Raw genomic sequence first — 19500 nt, 5'->3', positions numbered from 1 at the left:
ACGCGGGCCGCTGTCGGGCCGGCCCCCTCCCGGCTGTAGCATGGACGATCGAGTGCCCGGCGTGTTCAGTTGTGTCTATGCCGCCTGGGCAGATCCACAGCGTAGACAGACATCAGCGGCAGAGAGCTCGAGGCGAATCGCGTGGCGAACATCAAGTCCCAGATCAAGCGGGTCAAGACCAACGAGAAGGCGCGCCAGCGCAACAAGTCGGTCAAGTCCGCCGTCCGCACCGCGGTGCGCCGCTTCCGCGAGGCCGCGGCCGCGGGGGAGACCGAGAAGGCCGTCGAGCTGCAGCGGGCCGCCAGCAAGGCGCTGGACAAGGCCGCCAGCAAGGGCGTCATCCACAAGAACCAGGCGGCCAACCGCAAGTCGGCGATGGCCAAGAAGGTCAGCTCCGCCGCCTGATCACCGCACGTCGCGAACGGCGTCGCCCCTCGGGGCGGCGCCGTTCGTCGTGTCAGCGGATGCCGCGCGCGGCGCAGAGCAGCAGGACCGCGCGCTCCAGGGCGTAGGCGGGCTCCGGGGAGGCGCCCTTGACGTCGGCGTTGAGCTGCGCGGTGAGGGCCACGGCGTCGGCGATGGCCTCGGGCCGCCAGGACCGCACCTGCCCCTGGGCCCGGCGCACCTTCCACGGCGGCATGCCCAGCGCCCCGGCGAGCCGGTTGGGGTCGCCGCGCCCGGCCGACCCGACCTTCGCCAGCGTGCGCACCGCGTCGGACAGCGCGTCGGAGACCAGCACCGGCGGCACGCCCAGCACGAGTGCCCAGCGCAGCGCCTCCAGCGCCCCCGCGCGGTCACCGGCCACCACCTTGTCGGCCACGGCGAACCCGGTGGTCTCGGCCCGGCCGCGGTGGTAGCGGCGCACCGCCTTCTCGTCGACGACGCCACCGGTGTCGGCCACCAGCTGGCCCGCGGCCGACGCGAGCTCCCGCAGGTCGGAGCCGACGGCCTCGATGAGCACGCCCACCGCGTCGGGGGCGATCTTCCCGCCCGCCCGGCGGATCTCGGAGCGGACGAAGTCGGCCCGCTCCTCGTGGCGGGTGACCTTGTCGCACCGGGTGACCGCGGCCCCCTTCGCCTTCAAGGTGTCGGCGAGGGCCTTGTTGCGGGCGCCGCCGGCGTGCGTGACGACCAGGGTGATGCCCTCGGCGACGTCGGCCGCCTGCTCGAGCACCGCCGTCGCCAGTTCCTTGCCCGCCTCGTGCGCGGAGGCGACGACCACGATGCGGGCCTCGGCGAACAGCGACGGGCTCAGCGCGTCGGCCAGGTCGACCGGCGACAGCTCGGTGGCCCGGTAGCGGCGCAGCTCGGCCCCGGGTTCGGCCGCGCGCACCTCGGCCGCGACGTCCTGGACCGCCCGTTCGACCAGCAGCTCCTCCTCGCCGAGGACGAGCCGGACCGGTGCGGGAGCCACGCCCGCCATCGTCGCGCACGGCCCCGACATCCCGTGACCCGGCTCCCACATGGCGGGCAGGGCTTGGGATCGGGCGTCCGGATGTCGTAACGTGACCGGCACAACTGAACATGGCTCATCCAGAGGGGCAGAGGGAACGGCCCGTTGAAGCCCCGGCAACCGGCGAGACACGTCCAGCGTCCGATCCATCGGACGGCGTGCTCGATCACGGTGCCAATTCCGACCCGCACGGTGCGGGGAAGATGAGGAGTTCTTCAATGTCGCTGCTTGCCGACATCACCACGCCCACGTCCTTCGACCTGGGCCCCGCACGCGCCCTGTCCTGTCGGGAGTGCGGCCACCAGATCCCGCTCGCCGCGGAGTTCGCGTGCCCCCAGTGCTTCGGCCCCCTCGAGATCGCCTACGAGTTCGGTGACGTCACCCGGGCCTCCATCGAGGCGGGCCCCCGCTCCATCTGGCGCTACCGCGGCCTGCTGCCCGTGCCGTCCGCCGTGCAGGAGCACCCCAACACCGAGCCCGGCCTCACCCGCCTGATCAAGGCCGACCGGCTCGGCGCCGCGCTGGGCATCCGCAACCTGTGGGTCAAGGACGACACCGGCAACCCGACGCACTCGTTCAAGGACCGCGTGGTCGCCGTCGCGCTCGCCGCGGCCCGCGAGCTGGGGTTCACCGTCCTGTGCTGCCCCTCCACCGGCAACCTCGCCAACGCCGTCGCCGCCGCGGCCGCCCGCGCCGGGTGGGACTCCGTCGTCCTGATCCCGAAGTCGCTCGAGCAGGCGAAGGTGCTCACCACCGCGGTGTACGACGGCACGCTGCTCGCCGTCGACGGCAACTACGACGACGTCAACCGCCTGGCCACCGAGCTCGCGGCCGAGCACGAGGACTGGGCGTTCGTCAACGTCAACGTGCGCCCGTACTACGCCGAGGGCTCCAAGACCCTGGGCTACGAGGTCGCCGAGCAGCTCGGCTGGCGCCTGCCGGAGCAGATCGTGATCCCGGTGGCGTCGGGGTCGCAGCTGACGAAGGTCGACAAGGGCTTCCAGGAGTTCGGCACGCTCGGGCTGGTGGAACCCACCCCCTACACGGTGTTCGGCGCCCAGGCCACCGGCTGCTCCCCCGTGGCGAAGGCGTTCGCCGACGGCAACGACTGGATCCAGCCGGTGCGGCCCGACACCATCGCCCGCTCGCTCGCGATCGGCAACCCCGCCGACGGCCCCTACGTCCTCGACACGGTCCGCCGCACCGGCGGCGCGGTCGGCCACGTCAGCGACGAGGAGGTCGTGGAGGGCATCCGGCTGCTGGCCCGCACCGAGGGCGTCTTCGCCGAGACCGCGGGCGGCGTCACCGTGGCGACGACCCGCAAGCTGCTCGCCGAGGGCAAGCTCGACCCCGACGCCGAGACCGTCCTGCTGATCACCGGCGACGGCCTCAAGACCCTCGACGCCGTGGCCGGCCAGATCGGCCCGACCGCCACCGTGCCCGCCACGAGCGCGGCGGTGCGCGAGGCCCTCGCCGGACGCTGACCCGCCTCCGGCGCCGGGCCGGCAGGGGGTCCCCGCGCCGGACCAGCTCGTCGGAACCGAGCACGGCGACGTCCCCCGACCGGTCCGTGCGCGCCACCACGATCCCGGCCCGCTCCAGCGCGCCGACGAGTCCGGGATCGGGATGGCGGTAGCTGTTGCCCTGGCCCACGCTCACCAGCACCGCGCGCGGGGCGACGGCGTTGAGGAACTCGACGCTGGTGTAGCGGCTGCCGTGGTGCGGCATCTTGAGGATCTCGGCGCGCAGGTCGACCCCCGCGGACACCAGGTCGGCCTGCGCGGCCAGCTCGACGTCGCCGGTGAGCAGGACCGTGCCGGCCGGGGTGCTCGCGCGCAGCACCACCGACCCGTCGTTGACGGCGGTGCCGTCGTCGGGGTCGACGAACGGGTCCGGGTGTCGCGGGGCGAGCACGTCGAGCGTCAGGCCCGGCCACTCCAGGCGCTGCCCGGCGACGAGCCCGACGACCGGTGCCCCGTGCTCGGCCGCCGACTCCGCGACGGCGGCCAGCCCGCCGCGCGGGGCCCGCACCGGCCCGACCGCCACCCCGCCGGTCGAGCGCCCCCGCAGTGCACCGTCGAGACCACCGATGTGGTCGGCGTGCAGGTGGCTGAGCACGACCAGGGCCAGACTCCGCACCCCGAGGCGGTCGAGGCAGGCGTCGACGGGCCCGGTGTCCGGCCCGGCGTCGACCAGCACCGCCCGCCCCGGCTCCGCGGTGGCGAGGACGATCGCGTCGCCCTGCCCGACGTCGCAGGCCACCACCGCCCAGCCCGCGGGCGGCCAGCCCGGCGGGACGACCCGGGTCGGCACGAGCACGAGTGCCAGCCCGAGCAGGACGGCGAGCAGCACCGCCCGGCCGCGCGGGGCCCGCCAGAACACCACCAGCACGAGCAGGACGAGCGTCAGCAGCAGGCCGCCGAGGACGCCGTCGGGCCAGGGCAGCGCGGCGTCCGGGACGGCGGCGGCCCGGTCGGCCACCTCCACCAGCCAGCCCGCGAACGGCCAGGCCAGCCAGGCGCACAGCTGCGCCACCGCCGGGCTGACGGGCGAGACGAGGGCGGCCAGCACCCCGAGCACCGTCGCGGGGGCGACGGCCGGCACGGCGAGCAGGTTGGCCAGCACCGCGACCGGGGCGACCTGTCCGGACAGCCCCGCCACGACCGGCGCCGTGGCCAGGAAGGCGGCCGCGGGCACGACGAGCGCCTCCGCGGCCCACGTCGGCAGCCGGCGGCGGCGCAGCGCGGCGGCCCAGCCGGGCGCGACCAGGACGAGTGCGCCGGTGGCCAGCACCGACAGCGCGAACCCCGGGTCGACGGCCAGCGCGGGGTCGGCCAGCAGCAGCGCGAGCACCGCGACGGCGAGCGCGGGCACCGCCGACCGGCCGCGGCCCAGCGCGAGGGCGAGCAGCACGACGGCACCCATCGCCGCGGCCCGCACCACGCTCGGCGAGGGCCGGGCCAGCACGACGAACCCGAGCACCGCCAGCCCGCCCGCCGCCGCGGACCAGCGCGGATCGGTCCGGAACAGCCGCAGCAGGGCGAGCACCGCCCCCGCCACGATCGCGAGGTTCGCCCCGGACACCGCCGTGAGGTGGGTGAGGCCGGAGGCCCGGAAGTCGTCCTCGACCTCCGTGGGCATCCGGGTCGTGTCGCCCACCGCGAGGCCCGGCAGCAGCCCGCCCGGGGCGTCCGGGAGCGTGGCCGCGGCGTCGCGCAGGCCCGCGCGCAGCGCCCCGGCCCCGGTCTGCCACCAGGGCGGGACGGTGACGTCGGCCGGGGCGCCGCGGACCCGCAGCACCGCGACGGTGAGGTCGCTGCGCCCGGCGGGCGCCAGCAGGCCCTGCGCCGTCAGGGCCTGGCCGGGCAGCAGGCCCGCCCAGCCGTCGGCGGGCGCGACGAGCAGCACCCGGCCCCCGGTGTCCCAGCTGCCGCCGGTCGCGTCGGCGTGCTCGAGCCCGGCCTCGACCAGCACCTGCGGCGAGCCCGGCACCGCGGCCCGGACCGGACGCGGATCGTCGGTGGTGACGACCCGCAGCGTGGCGGCCGCCCCCGCCTGCGCCGCCGCACGGAGCGGGTGCTGCTCGACCAGCACGCCGTGCGCGGCCACGACCAGCCCGGCCGCGGCCGCGCACGCCGCGACGGCGAGCAGCCCCGACGACCGGCGGCGCAGACCCACCCCGCCCGCGACCGCCGCGAGCCCGGCGACCACGGACGCCGCGACGGGGCCCGGACCCAGCCCGACGAGCACGACCGCCCAGGCCGCCAGCGCGGCGGGGACCAGCCGCAGGTCGGGCGGGCGGCGGCCGGGCTCCGGCGGGCTCACACGACCACCAGCTCGCGGAGCTGGGCGAAGCGCCGCTCGCCGATCCCCTCGATCTCGCGCAGCTGCTCGACGCGGGTGAACCGCCCGTTGCGCTCGCGCCACTCCAGGATCCGCTGCGCGGTGACCGGCCCGACGCCGGGCAGGGAGTCGAGCTGGGACTCCGTGGCGGTGTTGAGGTCGACCGGACCGCCGGTGGCCGCGCCCTCCCCCGCGGCCGGGCCTGCGGTGCCGCCCGACACGGGTGCGGCGTCCGCGGCGGGAGGCACCCCGACCGCGATCTGCTCCCCGTCGACGACGCGGCGGGCCAGGTTGAGCGAGGACAGGTCGGTGCCGGGCAGGGCGCCGCCCGCGGCCTCCAGGGCGTCGGCGACGCGGGAGCCGTCGGGCAGCTCGATCAGGCCGGGCCGCGCGACCTTCCCCGAGACGCTGAGCACCAGCGGCCCGGCCGGTTCCGCCGGTGCCGCGCCGGCCGGAGCGCTCGCGGTGCCCGGGGAGTCCGGGGCGTCGGTGACCACGACGGCCGGGAGCGCGGCGACCGGTTCGGTGCGCGGCCGGTCCGTCCACACTCCCACCGCCGCGACCACCGCGGCCAGGGCGGCGACCAGCGCCAGCGCCTTCGCCCCCGGGCGGCCGGGATCGACCCGGGCCCCGCGCCACGCGGCCGGGACCAGCGCCGACAGGATCCGCGAGCGCACACCCGACCGGCCGGACGGAGCCGCCCCGGCGCCGTCCGGCCCGGTCCACGGGTCGTCCCGCTGGCCGGTGGACGGGACGTCGTCGGGGGCCGGGAGGTCGACGGCACCCGCGCGGCCGCCTGGTGGCCGACCCGCGCCGAGCGCACCGGACGGCGGGTACCGGCCCGCGAGCGGCAACGGCACCGTCGGTGGGTCCAGCCCGCGCGAGGTCGGCTCGCGCAGGACCGGCGGCCACGTGCCGTCCGGCGGCATGCGCTCGGGCCGGACCGGCGGCCCGAGCGCCGAGGCCAGCCGGCCACCGGAGGGTTCGCGTCTGGCCACGCCCCGACGCTAGGACCGCTCGGGCCCGTCGGACCGACGAGTCGCTCCGCTGTGGACGGCCGACCCGCGATGTGGACAACCTGCCCACGGACGCCGCCCGCTGTCGCCCCGCGCCGCCACGATGGAGGCCCCGGCGTGTGCCCGCCGGGGCGGATCCGCCGCGGCGTGGAACCGGCCGGCGGGGATCTCCGCGGGGAGGCGTGGTGGCTCGGCGCGCGGGCCTGCAGCCGGTGCGAGCGCCCGGCCCGCCCGCCCACAGCCGAACGGAACCGTGTTGCTCCCCGTCGGCCCCGGAACAGCGACCCGGTTCCGCTCACGCGACGCAGGATCGGGGCCGCGAACCCGGTCCGACGCCGCCGTCGCCCACCCTCCGGCCGATCACACGGGCTCGTGCGACGGGGCCCGGCGCGCCGGCCGGTGGGGGACACCGCCGGGCGCGGGGCGTCAGGGACCGCCGCGGGGCGGGTCCTGCGGCACCACGACCACACCGAGCAGCCCGAGCCCGACGTGCGCGCCGATCACCGCCCCGACCTCCGACACCAGCAGCCGGGCGACGGCCGGCACCCGCTCGCGCAGCCGGGCCGCCACCTCCTCCGCGCGGGCGGCGGCGCCGAGGTGGTGCACCGCGAGGTCGACGGGGCCGTCGCCCGCCGCGCGCACCGCGAGGTCGACGAGCCGCTGGGCCGCGCGGGCGGTCGTCCGCACCTTCTCCAGCGGCACGATCCGCCCCTGCACGACGTGCAGCAGCGGCTTGACCGCGAGCGCCGTGCCCAGGAACGCGGCGGCGGCGCCGATGCGGCCGCCGCGGCGCAGGCGGTCGAGCGTGTCGACGGAGAAGAACACCCGGCAGCGCGCGGCGACGTCGGCCGCGGCCGCCTCGACCTCGGCCCCGGACCGGCCCGCCTCCGCGGCGTCGACGGCGGCCAGCACGGCGTACCCGAGCCCCATCGCGGCCGCCCGCGAGTCGACGACCCGCACCCGGTCCGGGCCGACCTCCTCGGCCGCCATCCGGGCCGCCTCCCAGGTCCCGGACAGCTCCCGCGACAGGTGCACCGACACCACCGACCGCGCGCCCGCGTCGAGGGCCTCGCGGTAGCAGGCGGCGAACTGGGCCGGGGTGGGCCGGGAGGTCTGCACGTCGACGCGGTGGTCGGCGAGCGCGGCCGACAGCGTCGCGGTGTCGATGTCGACGCCCTCGCGCCCGGTGCGCGCACCGAGCCGCACCTCCAGGGGCACCACCCGCACCCCGCGCGCCGCCGCGACCCCGGGCGGCAGGTAGGCGGTGGAGTCGGTCACCACGGAAACGGACACGACAGGACACTAGGGCAAGAGCGCGCGCACGGTCTCCGCGCAGGCCCGACCGACCGCGGCGTGGCCGTCCCAGCCCCAGTGCATGCCGTCGGGGTTGCCGTGCCCGCCGAGGACGTGGTCGCCGACGACCGCCCGCAGGTCGATCAGCGCCACCCCGGCCGGTCCCGCCCACGCGCGCACCGCCCGCTCGGCGGCGGGCCGGCCCGGGTGCACCGGGCCGTAGACGGCGGCGCGGTGGACCGGCGGCACGGTCGCGATCACGGGGATGCCCGGCCGGATCGCCAGCACCGCCCGCCGGCAGCGCTCCAGGTGGGCGACGGTGAGGTGCGGCGGCAGGGCGACCGGCCCGCCGCCGGGCAGCGTCCGCGCGAACGCGCGCGCGAGCCGCGGCTGGGCGCGCAGGTAGCCGGAGCGGACCCGGCGGCGCAGCGCCTCCGGGCGCAGCACGGGGATGAGCTCGCGCAGCGCCGTCGGCAGCGGCGACGGGAGCGTGTCCATCCCGCCGATCGCGAGCACCAGCGCGTCGACGCGCGGCAGCAGCGCCCACACGCGCGGATCGGTCGTCAGCGCGTGCCAGGCGTGCCGGGCCGTCCAGCCGATGCCGGCGACGAGGTCGGCGTGCCCGCCCAGCTCCGTCGCGGCGAGGTTGGGCCACAGGCGGGGCTCGTCGGCGGGTTCGGCGCGGTCCGGGCCGTGGAAGCTCAGCGAGTCGCCGAACACCAGCAGCCGAGGGCTCACCCCTCGGTGCCCACGTTGTAGCCGACGAGCCGCCAGCGCGGGTGGTCGGCGCGGCGCGCGAGGGCGGCCCACCGGCAGTTGCCGATGCCGCCGATCGCGGGCCAGGACTCGATCGGCATGGCCAGCAGCCCGCAGACCAGTCCGGCGATCATGCCGCCGTGCGCGACCAGCACCGCCGTCGACGACTCGGGGCCGTCGGCCATCGAGTCGTCCAGCTCGTCGACGACGGGGGTGGTGCGGCGCACGACCTCGATCCGCGACTCGCCCCCGGGCGGCGCCCACGACGGGTCCTGGCGCCAGGTGGCGATCGCGCCGGGCCACTGCGCCTCGATCTCCTCGACGGTGCGGCCCTGCCAGTCGCCCAGGTGCGTCTCGCGCAGCCGCGGGTCGATCTCGACGGACAGGCCGCACGCGGCGGCCACCACCCCGGCCGTGTCGGCGGCCCGGCGCAGGTCGGAGCTGATCAGCCGCGCGGGCTTGAGCCGGGCGACCTCGGGCGCGACCACCTCGGCCTGCGCGAAGCCCTCCGGCGTGAGGTGGGAGTCGTGGTGACCCTGCATCCGGCCGGTGGCGTTGTGGTCGGTCTGCCCGTGCCGCAGGAGCACGAGCTGACGGAGCGTCACTCCGCTCCGGCGCCGGTGGGGGCGGCCGCTTCGGGGAAGTCGATCCGCGGACAGTCCTTCCACAGCCGGTCGAGGCCGTAGAAGCCGCGCTCCTCGGTGTGCTGGACGTGCACGACGACGTCGACGAAGTCGAGCAGCACCCAGCGGCCCTCGCGCGTGCCCTCGCGGCGCGTCGGCTTGGCGCCGTGCAGCCGCAGCTTCTCCTCGACCTCGTCGACAATCGCCTGCACCTGCCGCTCGTTGGGCGCCGAGGCGATCACGAAGCAGTCGGTGATCACGAGCTGCTCGGACACGTCGAGCACGACGATGTCCTGGGCCAGCTTGTCGGCTGCGGCCCCGACGGCCACGCGTGCCATGTCGAGCGCCTGGTCGGTGGCGGTCACCCGGTCCCCTCTCCTGCGGGTGGATCCACCCGGCCTAGGACCCCAGTGTCCCAGGCGGGGCCGACGAGCCCGGACGCCGGGCGCCGTCCCACCCGTCAGACGTGGCCGACGAGCGCGGAGATGCGCTCGCGGAACACCCGGAGCAGCTCGTCGCGCTGCGCGACGTCGATGCCGGTGGGGCGCACCTCGTCGTGCCAGCGGTAGTCCTCCAGCCAGGTCGCGACGGGCAGCGCCTCCCAGCGCAGGCCCCCGGTGCCGACGAACGAGCGCAGCGCGTCGATGCTCTGCGCCGTCGACGACGAGCCGCCGGGCCCGTGCGTCTCCCGCAGATCGGGCAGGTCGGCCGCGTAGAGGTCGCTCTTGGCCAGCGCCAGCACCAGCCAGCGCGGCCTGCGGTGGGCCGAGATCGCCATCTTGAGGTGGGTCAGCGTCTCCTCCAGCTCCGCCTGCTCCTGCAGGCGCTGCTGGGCGAGCAGGTCGTCGAGCGACAGCGCCGCGGTGGCCGGCTCGGCGCCGTCGTCGCGCCGGCTGCGGAACCCGTTGGCGACGACGTGCACGACGCCGACGACGGGCTCGGTGTGCAGCAGCCGGGCCAGCGAGGCATACCGGACGCCGCCCTCGCCGTGCCCGGGCACGACCCGGAACCGCACGCCGCGGCCGCGCCACAGCGGCTGGTCGATGTGCTCCTCCTGCTCCGACCGCGCCGCCGACGGCGTGTAGCTGCGCAGCCGCGACCGCTGCAGGTGCTGGGCCAGCACGGTCTTGCCCGAGCCGGCCGCCCCCGTCACGACGACGAGCGGGAACCGCTTCCCCCGTGCCTCGGTGACGGCGCCGAGCGCGTCGCGCCCCGCCTCGGCCGCCAGCTTGGCCAGCCCGGCCGCCGTGCCGATGATCGGCTTCGTCACGCCGGATCCCCCTCCCGGTAGAGCCCCCGCTTCGCGATGTACTGCACCACGCCGTCCGGTACCAGGTACCAGACAGGGTGCCCCTCCGCGACCCGGCGCCGGCAGTCGGTGGACGAGATGGCCATTGCGGGCACCTCGACGAGGGTGACGGCGCCGTCGGGCAGGTGGTCGTCCTCCAGCTCGTAGCCGGGCCGGGTGACGCCGACGAAGTGCGCGAGGGCGAACAGGTCCTCGACGTCGCGCCAGGACAGGATCGCCCCGAGCGCGTCGGCGCCGGTGATGAAGTACAGCGACGCGTCGGGCATCGCGGCCCGCAGGTCGGTGAGCGTGTCCTTGGTGTAGGTCGGCCCGCCGCGGTCGATGTCGACGCGGCTCACGGTGAACCGCGGGTTCGACGCGGTGGCGACCACCGTCATCAGGTAGCGCTCCTCGGCGGCGCTGACCGGCCGAGCGCCCTTCTGCCACGGCTGCCCGGTGGGGACGAAGACGACCTCGTCCAGGCCGAAGCGGTCGGCGACCTCGCTGGCGGCCACGAGGTGGCCGTGGTGGATCGGGTCGAACGTCCCACCCATCACACCGATCTTCCGCTGCACCCGCCGAAGGGTAATCAGCGCTGGTGGGCGTGGCGGAACTGGATGCTGATCCGCGGGCCCGCGACCGCGCACTTCGGCACGGCGTGCTGCCAGGTGCGCTGGCACGACCCGCCCATGACCAGCAGGTCGCCCGGGCCGGGGAGGAACCCGACCGACGCCCCGCCGCCGTGGGGACGGCCCAGCGGGGACGGGCGCAGCCGGAACGGGCGCACCGCGCCCAGCGACACGAGCGCGACGGTCGACGACGGCAGCTCGCGCGCCACCCGGTCGCCGTGCCAGGCGACGCTGTCGGCCCCGTCGCGGTAGAGGTTGACGCCGACCTGCGTGAACGCGACGCCGTAGCGCTCCCCCAGCCGCGCCGCCATCGCGCGCAACGGGTCCGGGGCCTCGCCGGACTCCCAGCGGTGCGTCAGCCGCGGCTCGGGGAGCACGCGGTCGTACATCCGGACCTGGCGCTGCGCACCCCACGGCGTGGTGGCCAGGAGATCGGCGAACAGGGCGTCGGCGCCGTGCAGCCAGGCGGGTGCGTGGTCGACCCAGGCGCCGTCGCCCAGCTCGCGGCGGCGCAGCGCGGGGAACCCGGCGTCGACCTCGATCGCGGGTCCGTCGAGGAGCGAGGGCTGCCAGGCGAGGTCCACGCCTGCGACGGTACCCGACATCGAACATCAGTTCGAGCACCTCTCGCCATGACCGGGATCCGGTGCGGGCGCGGAGGGCACCGGGGGCGGCGTCGGACCGGTCAGGTGCCGGGCGGGGCCGTGGCCAGGCGGAAGACGGCGTCGGCGATCGCGTCGGTGTTCTGGTCGAGCACGTCGACGTCGACGTTGTCGTAGGTGTCGCACGCCGCGTGGTAGCAGGGGTCGTACGCCGCCCCGGCCTCCCCGCCGTAGGCGGCCGCCTGCTCCGGCGTCTTCACGTCCTCCGCCCCGGTGAACAGCCCGCCCGCCGGGATGCCGGCCTCGATGAACGGCCCGTAGTCGGAGCGGCCGTCGAAGTCGGTGCCCTCGTGGGCGAGCCCGCGCCCGTCGTAGAAGGCCTCGAACACGTCCTCGATCCCCGCCGAGCCGTCGGGGCCGGCGGGGGCGCCCTCGGCGTCGGAGTCGTCGCCGTCGTAGACGAAGCGGACGGCGTTGGGCGAGCCGACCATGTCGAAGTTGAGGTAGGCGTCGATCCGCTCGGCCTCGGGGCCGGGCAGCGTCGCGACGTAGTCGGTGGCGCCGAGCAGGCCCAGCTCCTCCGATCCCCACCAGGCGAACCGCACGGTGCGCTCGGTCGACGCGGCCGCCATCCGCTGCGCGACGGCGAGGATCGCGGCGCTGCCGCTGCCGTTGTCGTTGATGCCGGGCCCCTCGGGCACCGAGTCGAGGTGGGCGCCGACCATCAGCACGCGGTCCCCCGTGCCGCCGGTGGTCTCGGCGAGGACGTTGGTGGACGAGCGGGTCTCGTTCACCGTGACGGTCGCGAGCGTGACGCGGGCCTCGGCCAGCTCGTCGGCCAGCGCGGAGGTCGCCCCGACGACGGGGATCGCGACCGGCCCGCCGAGGGTGCCCTGCAGCACCGCGGAGTTCTCCGGCGTCTCCCCGGAGTTGACGATCACCGCACCGCGCGCCCCCGCGTCGGCCGCGTTGGCCGCCTTGACCCCGAACGGGCAGGTGCCGCGCTGCAGGAGCGCGATCGCGCCCGGGGGGAAGTCGTCGAAGTCGGCGGGCTCGCAGCCGCTGGTGGACGACCCGGCCGGCGGGATCTGCAGGTCGACGGGCACCGCGGTGCCGCTGACGTCGCCGCTGCCGGAGAACGCCATCGTCGCGAAGTCGGTGCCCGCGACGTAGTCCTGCCCGCCTCGCGCCAGCGACTCGCTCTCGACCTGGAAGAACGGGAACTCGAAGTCCCGCGTCGTGACCGTCAGCCCGGCCGCGCGGGCCTGCTCGGCGACGTAGGCGACCGAGGCGTCGTACCCCGGCGTCCCCGACGCGCGGTTGCCGCCGTTCGCGTCGGCGATGTCCTGCAGGGCGCGCTGGTGGGCCCGGACGTCGTCCACGGTGACGCAGTCGACCAGCGCCGCGGCGTCGGCGGGCGCGGCGTCGTCGCAGTCCGGGGCGGAGGCCACGATCGCCACCACCGAGGCCGCGAGCCCGACGAGTGCGACGGCGGCGATGAGCTTCGCGCGGGTCCCCATGCGGGGCGACCCTGCCGACCGCGATCACGGTCGTCAAATCCTCCGGTCAGATCGGGAGCAGGGCCTCCACCACATCGGCCAGCTGGGCGGCCGTGCGGCACTCGTGCATGGGGAGGACGTCGGCGTAGCGCAGGGCGGCGGAGTCGCCGCTGCCCCACTGCCGCCGCGGCTCGGGGTTGAGCCAGTGCGCGTGCCGGGCCGCGCCGACCAGCCGCCGGAGCACCGTGAGGTTGGGGTCGCGGTAGTTGGTGCGGCCGTCGCCGAGGACCAGCAGCGACGTCTTCGACGTGATCGCCTCCCCCCAGTGCTCGGCGAAGCCGCCGAAGGAGCTGCCGTAGTCGCTGTGGCCGTCGAACGCGACGAGCTCGGCCTCCCGCAGCACCCGCTGCATGACCCCGGACAGCTCGGCCCCGGGCTCGAACAGGTGCGTCACCTCGTCGGCGCGCTCGACGAAGGCGAACACGCGCACCTTGGAGAACTGCTCGCGCAGGGCCTGCACCAGCAGCAGCGTGAAGTGGCTGAACCCGGCGACGGAGCCGGAGACGTCGCACAGGATCACCAGCTCGGGGCGGCCGGGGCGGCGCGTCCGGTACGCCGGGCGCATCGGGACCCCGCCGGTGGACATCGAGCGGCGCAGCGTGCGGCGCATGTCCAGGGTGCCGCGCTTCGCGTGCTTGCGGCGCACGGCGAGCCGGCTCGCGAGCCGCCGCGCGAGCGGGTGCACGGTGCGGCGCAGCGCCGTGAGCTGCTCCGCGTGGGCGGAGAGGAACTCGACCTGCTCGGTCTGCTTGGGCACCGCCGTCTTCGCCACCTGCTCGCGGCCGCGCGTCTCCGCCGTCCGGCGGCGCACCTCGTCGGTGATCATCTGCCGGAACGCGGCGATCCGGTCGCGGATCTCGCGGCGCAGCACCTCGTCGGCGAAGCCGCCCTCCTCGCCGCCGCCGGCCCGCAGCTCGTCCATGATCCGGGCCAGCAGCGTCTCCGGGGAGAGCATCCGCAGCGCCTGGTAGGCCGACCAGCTTGGCTGCCCGCCCGCCCCGCGGATCCCGTTGCCCTGCGCTCCGGAGTTGCCCAGCGCGTCGACGACGGCGCGGGCCAGCTCCGCGAGCGCGTCGGTGTCGCCGTCGCGCAGCAGGTCGGCCAGGATGTCGCGCAGCGCGTCGACGTCGACGGGGCCGTCCTCGGCGTCGTCGACGCGCGGCACCTCGACCTCGCCGCTGCCGGCACCGAGCGCGGCCGGGAAGTACAGCTCGAAGAGGGTGTCGAACACCTGGCGCTGCCCGGAGCGGCGCAGCAGCGCCGCCGCGAGTCCCTCGCGCAGGTGCTCGCGGTGCATCAGGTCCAGCGCGCCGAGCACGCGCGCGGCGTCGACCGTCTCCCCCGGCCCGACGGCCACGCCGTGCCGGCGCAGGGCGGCCACGAAGTCGACCAGGTGGCCGGGCAGGCCGTGGTCGTGGGCGATGCGCACCGCGGTGTCCATCACCCCATCCTGCCCCGGCGAGGGGGTGGGGGCCAGGTCAGGCGCCCGCCCCGGCGGCCAGCGCGGCGGCGAGGAACCGCAGCTCGCGGTGCATGGCGTCCTGGCCGTCGTCGGCGTGCCGGGCCACCGAGTGCCGGTGGCTGACGGCGGCCGCGAGGAGCTGGGCCGCGCTGTCGACGTCGGCGGGCGGGGCGCCGGCCGGGCGGGCCGCCGAGACGACCGCCCGGATCACCCCGACGAGCCGGTCGAAGCGGTCCTCCAGCTCGGCGAGCACCGCGGGATGGGTGTCGGCCTCGCGCCAGAGCAGGTGGGAGAGCACGGCGGAGGCGTCGAGCGCGCGGTCGAGGGCGTCGACGAGGCGGTGCAGGCTCGCGGCGACGTCGCCGGCGACCACGACCTCGGCCGGGTCGACGACGTCCGACGGCAGCCGCCCGACCAGCGCGGTCAGCAGGTCGGGCTTGCGCCGGAAGTAGTAGTGCACGAGGCCCTTGGGGACCCCGGCCCGCTCCGCGATGCGGGAGGTCGGGGTGGCGTCGAAGCCGTCGCGGGCGAACAGCTCCTCGGCCGCGGCCAGTATCCGGTCGCGTGCCCCCGGCTCGTCGGTCACGGGTACATCCTGACGGGCACCCCCGGATCCGGCGACGGGGCCGCGGCGCACGCGCGCCACGGCCCCGTCGGTCCTGCGGTCAGTGCTGCCCGGCCAGCCCGCGGTGCTGCGCGGTGGCCGCGGGCAGGGCGGCGAGCCCCGCGCCGACGACCAGCACACCGGCCACCCAGGACGTCCACGCCGCCCCGGCGAACGCGGTGTACGCGAACACCCAGGGCGAGATGAACAGCAGCACGCCGAGTGCCACGTGGACGTACTCGCTGGCCGCCGAACCCGGCCGGGCCAGCGACCAGAGCCCGGTGGCCGCGACGAGGACGCCGAACACGACCAGCGTCCACACCGCGGCGGTGCTGGTCGCCGCCACGACCGGCGTCAACGCCGTGAGCACGCCGATCACCACTACCGCCCAGTCCTGCCACCGCTGCCATGACCTCGGGGTCATCGCGATCACCTTCCCTCGTGAGGATGCCTCCGTTCTACGCCTTGATTGGCCGCCCGGTCAAGACGCCTCCACAGGATCTCCACATCGGCTCCGGGACCCCTCCACGGATCGTCAGTAGGTTCCCTGCCATGGCTCAGCGCAGGGTTCTGGTCGTCGACGACGAGCCGACGATCGCCGCGTCCGTGGCGGCGCGGCTGCGGTCCGAGGGGTTCGCGGTCGACGTGGCGCGGGACGGGCCGTCGGCCATGGCGGCGTTCGAGGCCGTCGAGCCGGACCTCGTCGTGCTCGACGTCATGCTCCCCGGCTTCGACGGGCTCGAGGTGTGCCGCCGCATCCAGGCCCGGCGCCCGATCCCGGTGCTGATGCTCACCGCGCGCGACGCCGAGACCGACCTGCTCGTCGGGCTCGCCGTCGGCGCCGACGACTACCTGACCAAGCCGTTCTCCATCCGTGAGCTGGCCGCGCGGGTGCACGCGCTGCTGCGCCGCGTGGACCGGGCCCGGGAGCGCGCGGAGACCCGCATCGTGCTGGGCGAGCTGGAGATCGACACCGCGACCCGGCACGTCAGCCGGGCCGGGACCGCCGCGCACCTGACGCCGCTGGAGTTCGACCTGCTCGTGCACCTGGCCGGGCGCCCGCGCACCGTCGTCTCGCGGGAGGCGCTGCTGGCGACGGTGTGGGGCTGGTCGGACGGCGCGGGCGCCCGGACCGTCGACTCGCACGTCAAGGCGCTGCGCCGCAAGCTCGGCGCCGACCTCATCCGGACCGTGCACGGCGTCGGCTACGCGTGCGAGGTGCCCGCGTGATGCGCCCGCTGGACCGGGTGCGGTCGATCAAGCTGAAGATCAGCATCCTGCTGCTCGCCTCCGGCGGGGTCGGCCTGGCGTACCTGTGGTTCGAGTTCCGCTGGCAGCCGCCGATCTCCACGACGCTGGTCACGATCGCGCTGGTGCTGCTCACCGCGCAGGTCCTCGGCAACGGGATGACGCGCCCGGTCCGCGAGATGATCGAGGCGGCGCGCGCGATGGCGTCGGGCGACTACTCCCGGCGCGTCCGCGCCACCTCCCGCGACGAGGTGGGCCAGCTCGCCGCCGCGTTCAACCGGATGGCGACCGACCTGGAGGCCGCCGACCAGCAGCGGCGCGAGCTGATCGCGAACGTCTCCCACGAGCTGCGCACGCCGATCGCGGCGCTGCAGGCGGTGCTGGAGAACGTCGTCGACGGGGTGGCCGAGCCCGCCGCGCTCGACACCGCGCTCGCCCAGACGCAGCGGCTGGGGCGGCTGGTCACCGAGCTGCTCGACCTGTCGCGGATCGACGCCGGCACCTCCGTGCTGGCGTGCCGCGACGGCGAGCTCGAGCCCCTGCTCGCCGACGCGGTGGCCGAGGCCGGGGTGACCGCGCGGATGGCCGGGCGCGGGATCGCGTTCCGCGTGGACGTCCCGGAGGGGACGACGGTGCACGCCGACCCGGAACGGCTGCACCAGGTGCTGGTCAACCTGCTCGACAACGCGGCGCGGCACGGACCGCCCGGCAGCGAGGTGCACGTCAGCGGACGGCGCGAGGGAGGGGACATCGTGATCGAGGTGCGCGACGAGGGCCCGGGGATCGCCCCGGAGGACCGGGAGCGGGTGTTCGGGCGGTTCATCCGCGGCGAGCGGGCCGTGGGCGGCGGGACGGGGCTGGGGCTGGCCATCGCCCGCTGGGTCGTCGACCTGCACGGGGGCCGGATCGCGGTCGCCCCCTCCGGCCCCGGGTGCCGCATCCGCGTGACCCTGCCCGGTTCCGGTGCGACGGTGCCGGCGTGAGCGCGCCCGTCGACCTGACGAAGGCGCCCGCCGCGCCGCCGGAGGGCCTGCTGCCCCCGACCCCTCCCCTGTTCCCGGTGCGCTGGGCCGGCCCGTCCGCGCCCGCACCGCGGGCGGTGCTGGGGGCCGCGGTCGCCGGAGGGGCGGGGCTCGCGGTCGCGGTGCCCGAGGACGCCCCCGGGGTCGGCTGGGTCGTCGCCGCGCTGGTGCTGGCCGCGACGACCTGGGTGATCCGCCGCCCGCCGCACCCCGTCGACGCCGCGTGGGGGCTGCTCGCCGTCGCGCTCGCCGGGGTGGCCGCCGTCCGCGACGCGGAGTGGCTGGTCTCGATCTGCCTGCCGGCGGCGTGCGCGGCGGGGTCGCTCGCCGTCGGCGGGCGCTCCTTCCGCGGCGTCGTCACCGGTGCGCTGGTGCTGCCGGTGGCGGCGCTGCGGGGCCTGCGCTGGGCCGGTCGCGGCCTGTCCGTGGCGCGCGTCGACCTGCGGCTGGCGCTCTCCGCGGTCGTCGGGACCGGGCTGGTCGCGGTCTTCGGGGCGCTGCTCGCCTCGGCCGACGCCGCGTTCTCCGGTCTCGTCGACGGGCTGCTCCCCGCCTGGGACGTCGACGGCGTCGCGCGGGTGCTCTGGCTGTCCGGGCTGGGCGCGGCGGGCACGGTCGGCGCCTGCTTCCTGCTCGTCGCCCCGCCGGACCCGCCGCAGCCGCGGCTCGTGCCGCCGTCGCGGCTGCGGCCGGTGGAGTGGGCCCTGCCCGTCGGGTCGCTGGTGGGGCTGTTCGCGGTGTTCGTCGCGGTGCAGTTCGCCACGCTCTTCGGCTCCGACGCCCACGTGCTCGGCACGACCGGGCTCACCTACGCCGAGTACGCCCGCAGCGGCTTCTGGCAGCTCCTCGCGGTGACGGTCCTCGCGCTCGGCGTGATCGTCCTGGGGGCCCGCTGGGCGCCGCGGCGGGCCGGGCGGCGCGGCCTGCTCGGGGCGCTCGCCGTGCTGTCGCTGGTGATCGTCGCGTCGGCGCTGAGCCGGATGTGGCTCTACCAGGAGGCCTACGGGTTCACGGTGCTGCGGCTGCTCGTCCTGGCCTGCGAGCTGTGGCTCGGGCTCGGGTTCCTGCTCGTGCTCGGCACGGTGCTGGCCCGGCGCCCGCGGCGGCCGCTGCGCGGGATGGTCGTCGCCGGGGCGGTCGCGCTGGTGGCGCTGGCCGGGCTCGACCCGGAGCGCTTCGTCGCCGAGCAGAACGTGGCGCGGTACGCGGCGACCGGGCAGGTCGACGTCGCCTACCTCGCGGAGCTCTCGGCCGACGCGGTGCCGGCGCTGGCCGGGCTGCCCGAGCCGCTGCGGACCTGCGCGCTCGGCCCGATCGCGGCGCGCACGGGGTCCGGGGGCGACTGGCGGTCGGCGAACGTCAGCCGGGCGCGGGCCGAGGGCGTGCTGGCGGGGGTCACCCCGTCGCGGGGCTGCGTGTCGCCGTACTGAACACGGCGTCGGCCATCGTCCGCCCCAGCCAGGCCTCGAACCGGTCCCAGCCCCAGCCGCGACGGCGGACCAGGCGGTCGGCGAGGTCGGGGGCGGTGAGGGCCCACAGCACGGCCGCGGCGTCCTCGACGGCGAGCCCGTCGCGCAGCCCGAACCGCTGCGCCAGATGTCCGGCGACGGCCCGCGTGCCCGCGGCCCGCTCGTCCTCGACGGTGTCGGCCAACGCCTGCAGGTCGGCCTCGCCCGCGGTCAGCAGCACCGTGAGGACCGGCTGGGTGCGCTCGCCGATCGCGCGGGCCGCCGCCGCGTAGAGGGCCAGGCACTCGCGGCCGTCGGCGGCGGCGAGCATCGCCCGCACCGCGGGGCGCTGCGCCATCGGCACCGGCTCGTCGTCACCGGCGAGCGCCACGTCGTAGACCGCCTTGAGCAGCGCCGGCTTCCCACCGACCGCGTTGTAGACGGTCTGGACGCTCACCCCCGCCGCCTCCGCGACACCCGCCAGCGTGGTGCCCGCGTAGCCGTTGCCGGTGAACGCGGCGTGCGCGGCGTCGAGGATGCGCCGGCGGGCCTGCGCGGTCTGCTCGGCGCGCAGGGTCGAGGAGTAGCGACGGGCCACGCGCACTCCTTGCTCATCGTGTGGAACTGCGTTCAAATGGATTGAAGCAGGTTCCA

The 19500-nt window shown here is 76.5% G+C and carries 20 protein-coding genes and 1 riboswitch; of the genes, 5 read left to right on the top strand and 15 right to left on the bottom strand.

The features are described from left to right. Positions 1–141: 141 nt before the first annotated feature. Positions 142–405, top strand: a complete 264-nt coding sequence (rpsT, locus tag H6H00_RS16035; RefSeq protein ID WP_185722026.1) for a 30S ribosomal protein S20 — start codon at positions 142–144, stop codon at positions 403–405. 52 nt (positions 406–457) lie between these two features. Here the strand turns inward: rpsT and holA are convergent, their stop codons facing one another. Further along, complete coding sequence (gene holA / locus H6H00_RS16030; RefSeq protein WP_255425840.1) at positions 458–1423, bottom strand: DNA polymerase III subunit delta; 966 nt, start codon at positions 1421–1423, stop codon at positions 458–460. A gap of 103 nt (positions 1424–1526) precedes the next feature. Continuing rightward, positions 1527–1663: riboswitch (SAM riboswitch) on the top strand. Between holA and thrC the strand changes: the two genes are divergently transcribed. Continuing rightward, positions 1657–2937, top strand: a complete 1281-nt coding sequence (thrC, locus tag H6H00_RS16025; RefSeq protein WP_439653257.1) for a threonine synthase — start codon at positions 1657–1659, stop codon at positions 2935–2937. (Overlaps the previous riboswitch by 7 nt.) On the opposite strand, the gene H6H00_RS16020 is transcribed toward thrC, so the two are convergent. The 13 genes from H6H00_RS16020 to H6H00_RS15960 form a co-directional block, all read right to left on the bottom strand. After that, complete coding sequence (locus tag H6H00_RS16020) at positions 2843–5278, bottom strand: ComEC/Rec2 family competence protein (protein ID WP_185722024.1); 2436 nt, start codon at positions 5276–5278, stop codon at positions 2843–2845. The two genes, thrC and H6H00_RS16020, sit on opposite strands and share 95 nt — an antisense overlap. After that, positions 5275–6294 (bottom strand): ComEA family DNA-binding protein, encoded by a 1020-nt coding sequence (locus H6H00_RS16015; protein ID WP_185722023.1) that lies wholly within the window; start codon positions 6292–6294, stop codon positions 5275–5277. The genes H6H00_RS16020 and H6H00_RS16015 overlap by 4 nt, the downstream gene beginning before the upstream one ends. Before the next feature lie 444 nt (positions 6295–6738). Continuing rightward, complete coding sequence (locus H6H00_RS16010; RefSeq protein WP_185722022.1) at positions 6739–7605, bottom strand: DegV family protein; 867 nt, start codon at positions 7603–7605, stop codon at positions 6739–6741. 9 nt (positions 7606–7614) lie between these two features. After that, positions 7615–8343 (bottom strand): diglucosylglycerate octanoyltransferase, encoded by a 729-nt coding sequence (octT, locus tag H6H00_RS16005; protein ID WP_185722021.1) that lies wholly within the window; start codon positions 8341–8343, stop codon positions 7615–7617. Beyond that, a complete protein-coding gene (locus H6H00_RS16000; protein ID WP_185722020.1) occupies positions 8340–8966 on the bottom strand; it encodes a histidine phosphatase family protein in 627 nt (208 codons plus the stop codon). The genes octT and H6H00_RS16000 overlap by 4 nt, the downstream gene beginning before the upstream one ends. Continuing rightward, positions 8963–9349, bottom strand: coding sequence for a ribosome silencing factor (gene rsfS, locus H6H00_RS15995; RefSeq protein WP_185722019.1), 387 nt, complete (start codon positions 9347–9349; stop codon positions 8963–8965). Before rsfS ends, H6H00_RS16000 begins: the two co-directional genes overlap by 4 nt. Positions 9350–9444: 95 nt before the next feature. Further along, positions 9445–10254 carry an ATP-binding protein gene (locus H6H00_RS15990; protein WP_185722018.1) on the bottom strand — a complete coding sequence of 270 codons (810 nt, stop codon included), beginning with the start codon at positions 10252–10254 and terminating at the stop codon, positions 9445–9447. After that, positions 10251–10847: a nicotinate-nucleotide adenylyltransferase gene (gene nadD, locus H6H00_RS15985; RefSeq protein WP_185722017.1), complete on the bottom strand. Its 597-nt coding sequence runs from the start codon at positions 10845–10847 to the stop codon at positions 10251–10253. The genes H6H00_RS15990 and nadD overlap by 4 nt, the downstream gene beginning before the upstream one ends. Positions 10848–10861: 14 nt before the next feature. Then, on the bottom strand, positions 10862–11485 hold the full coding sequence (locus H6H00_RS15980; RefSeq protein WP_255425787.1) for an alpha-ketoglutarate-dependent dioxygenase AlkB: 624 nt from the start codon (positions 11483–11485) through the stop codon (positions 10862–10864). Between the two features lie 101 nt (positions 11486–11586). Further along, positions 11587–13023, bottom strand: a complete 1437-nt coding sequence (locus tag H6H00_RS15975) for a M20/M25/M40 family metallo-hydrolase (protein WP_185722015.1) — start codon at positions 13021–13023, stop codon at positions 11587–11589. Between the two features lie 46 nt (positions 13024–13069). After that, on the bottom strand, positions 13070–14503 hold the full coding sequence (locus H6H00_RS15970) for a vWA domain-containing protein (protein WP_185722014.1): 1434 nt from the start codon (positions 14501–14503) through the stop codon (positions 13070–13072). Positions 14504–14540: 37 nt separating this feature from the next. Continuing rightward, positions 14541–15110: a TetR/AcrR family transcriptional regulator gene (locus tag H6H00_RS15965; RefSeq protein WP_185722013.1), complete on the bottom strand. Its 570-nt coding sequence runs from the start codon at positions 15108–15110 to the stop codon at positions 14541–14543. 79 nt (positions 15111–15189) lie between these two features. Continuing rightward, a complete protein-coding gene (locus tag H6H00_RS15960) occupies positions 15190–15552 on the bottom strand; it encodes an SPW repeat domain-containing protein (protein ID WP_185722012.1) in 363 nt (120 codons plus the stop codon). Between the two features lie 128 nt (positions 15553–15680). Between H6H00_RS15960 and H6H00_RS15955 the strand changes: the two genes are divergently transcribed. From H6H00_RS15955 to H6H00_RS15945, 3 genes are read left to right on the top strand one after another with little or no spacing between them, the layout of a single operon-like run. Continuing rightward, positions 15681–16358 (top strand): response regulator transcription factor, encoded by a 678-nt coding sequence (locus H6H00_RS15955; RefSeq protein WP_185722011.1) that lies wholly within the window; start codon positions 15681–15683, stop codon positions 16356–16358. Then, positions 16358–17359 carry a HAMP domain-containing sensor histidine kinase gene (locus H6H00_RS15950; protein ID WP_185722486.1) on the top strand — a complete coding sequence of 334 codons (1002 nt, stop codon included), beginning with the start codon at positions 16358–16360 and terminating at the stop codon, positions 17357–17359. The genes H6H00_RS15955 and H6H00_RS15950 overlap by 1 nt, the downstream gene beginning before the upstream one ends. Next, positions 17356–18828 carry a DUF4153 domain-containing protein gene (locus tag H6H00_RS15945; RefSeq protein ID WP_185722010.1) on the top strand — a complete coding sequence of 491 codons (1473 nt, stop codon included), beginning with the start codon at positions 17356–17358 and terminating at the stop codon, positions 18826–18828. Before H6H00_RS15950 ends, H6H00_RS15945 begins: the two co-directional genes overlap by 4 nt. Here the strand turns inward: H6H00_RS15945 and H6H00_RS15940 are convergent. Then, positions 18794–19444, bottom strand: a complete 651-nt coding sequence (locus tag H6H00_RS15940; RefSeq protein WP_185722009.1) for a TetR/AcrR family transcriptional regulator — start codon at positions 19442–19444, stop codon at positions 18794–18796. The two genes, H6H00_RS15945 and H6H00_RS15940, sit on opposite strands and share 35 nt — an antisense overlap. Between the last annotated feature and the right edge of the window lie 56 nt (positions 19445–19500).

The sequence above is a fragment of the Pseudonocardia petroleophila genome (assembly GCF_014235185.1).
GTDB classification, from domain to species: domain Bacteria; phylum Actinomycetota; class Actinomycetes; order Mycobacteriales; family Pseudonocardiaceae; genus Pseudonocardia; species Pseudonocardia petroleophila.
Note: the sequence above shows the minus strand (reverse complement) of the source record. Positions and strands in the feature narration are given on the sequence as shown.

Bases quoted from the DNA above. Each gene is read 5' to 3' on its own strand.
- holA (WP_255425840.1), bottom strand. From the start codon at position 1,423: ATGGCGGGCGTGGCTCCCGCACCGGTCCGGCTCGTCCTCGGCGAGGAG.
- H6H00_RS15955 (WP_185722011.1), top strand. From the start codon at position 15,681: ATGGCTCAGCGCAGGGTTCTGGTCGTCGACGACGAGCCGACGATCGCC.
- H6H00_RS15960 (WP_185722012.1), bottom strand. From the start codon at position 15,552: ATGACCCCGAGGTCATGGCAGCGGTGGCAGGACTGGGCGGTAGTGGTG.
- H6H00_RS15950 (WP_185722486.1), top strand. From the start codon at position 16,358: ATGCGCCCGCTGGACCGGGTGCGGTCGATCAAGCTGAAGATCAGCATC.
- thrC (WP_439653257.1), top strand. From the start codon at position 1,657: ATGAGGAGTTCTTCAATGTCGCTGCTTGCCGACATCACCACGCCCACG.
- H6H00_RS15970 (WP_185722014.1), bottom strand. From the start codon at position 14,503: ATGGACACCGCGGTGCGCATCGCCCACGACCACGGCCTGCCCGGCCAC.
- H6H00_RS15975 (WP_185722015.1), bottom strand. From the start codon at position 13,023: ATGGGGACCCGCGCGAAGCTCATCGCCGCCGTCGCACTCGTCGGGCTC.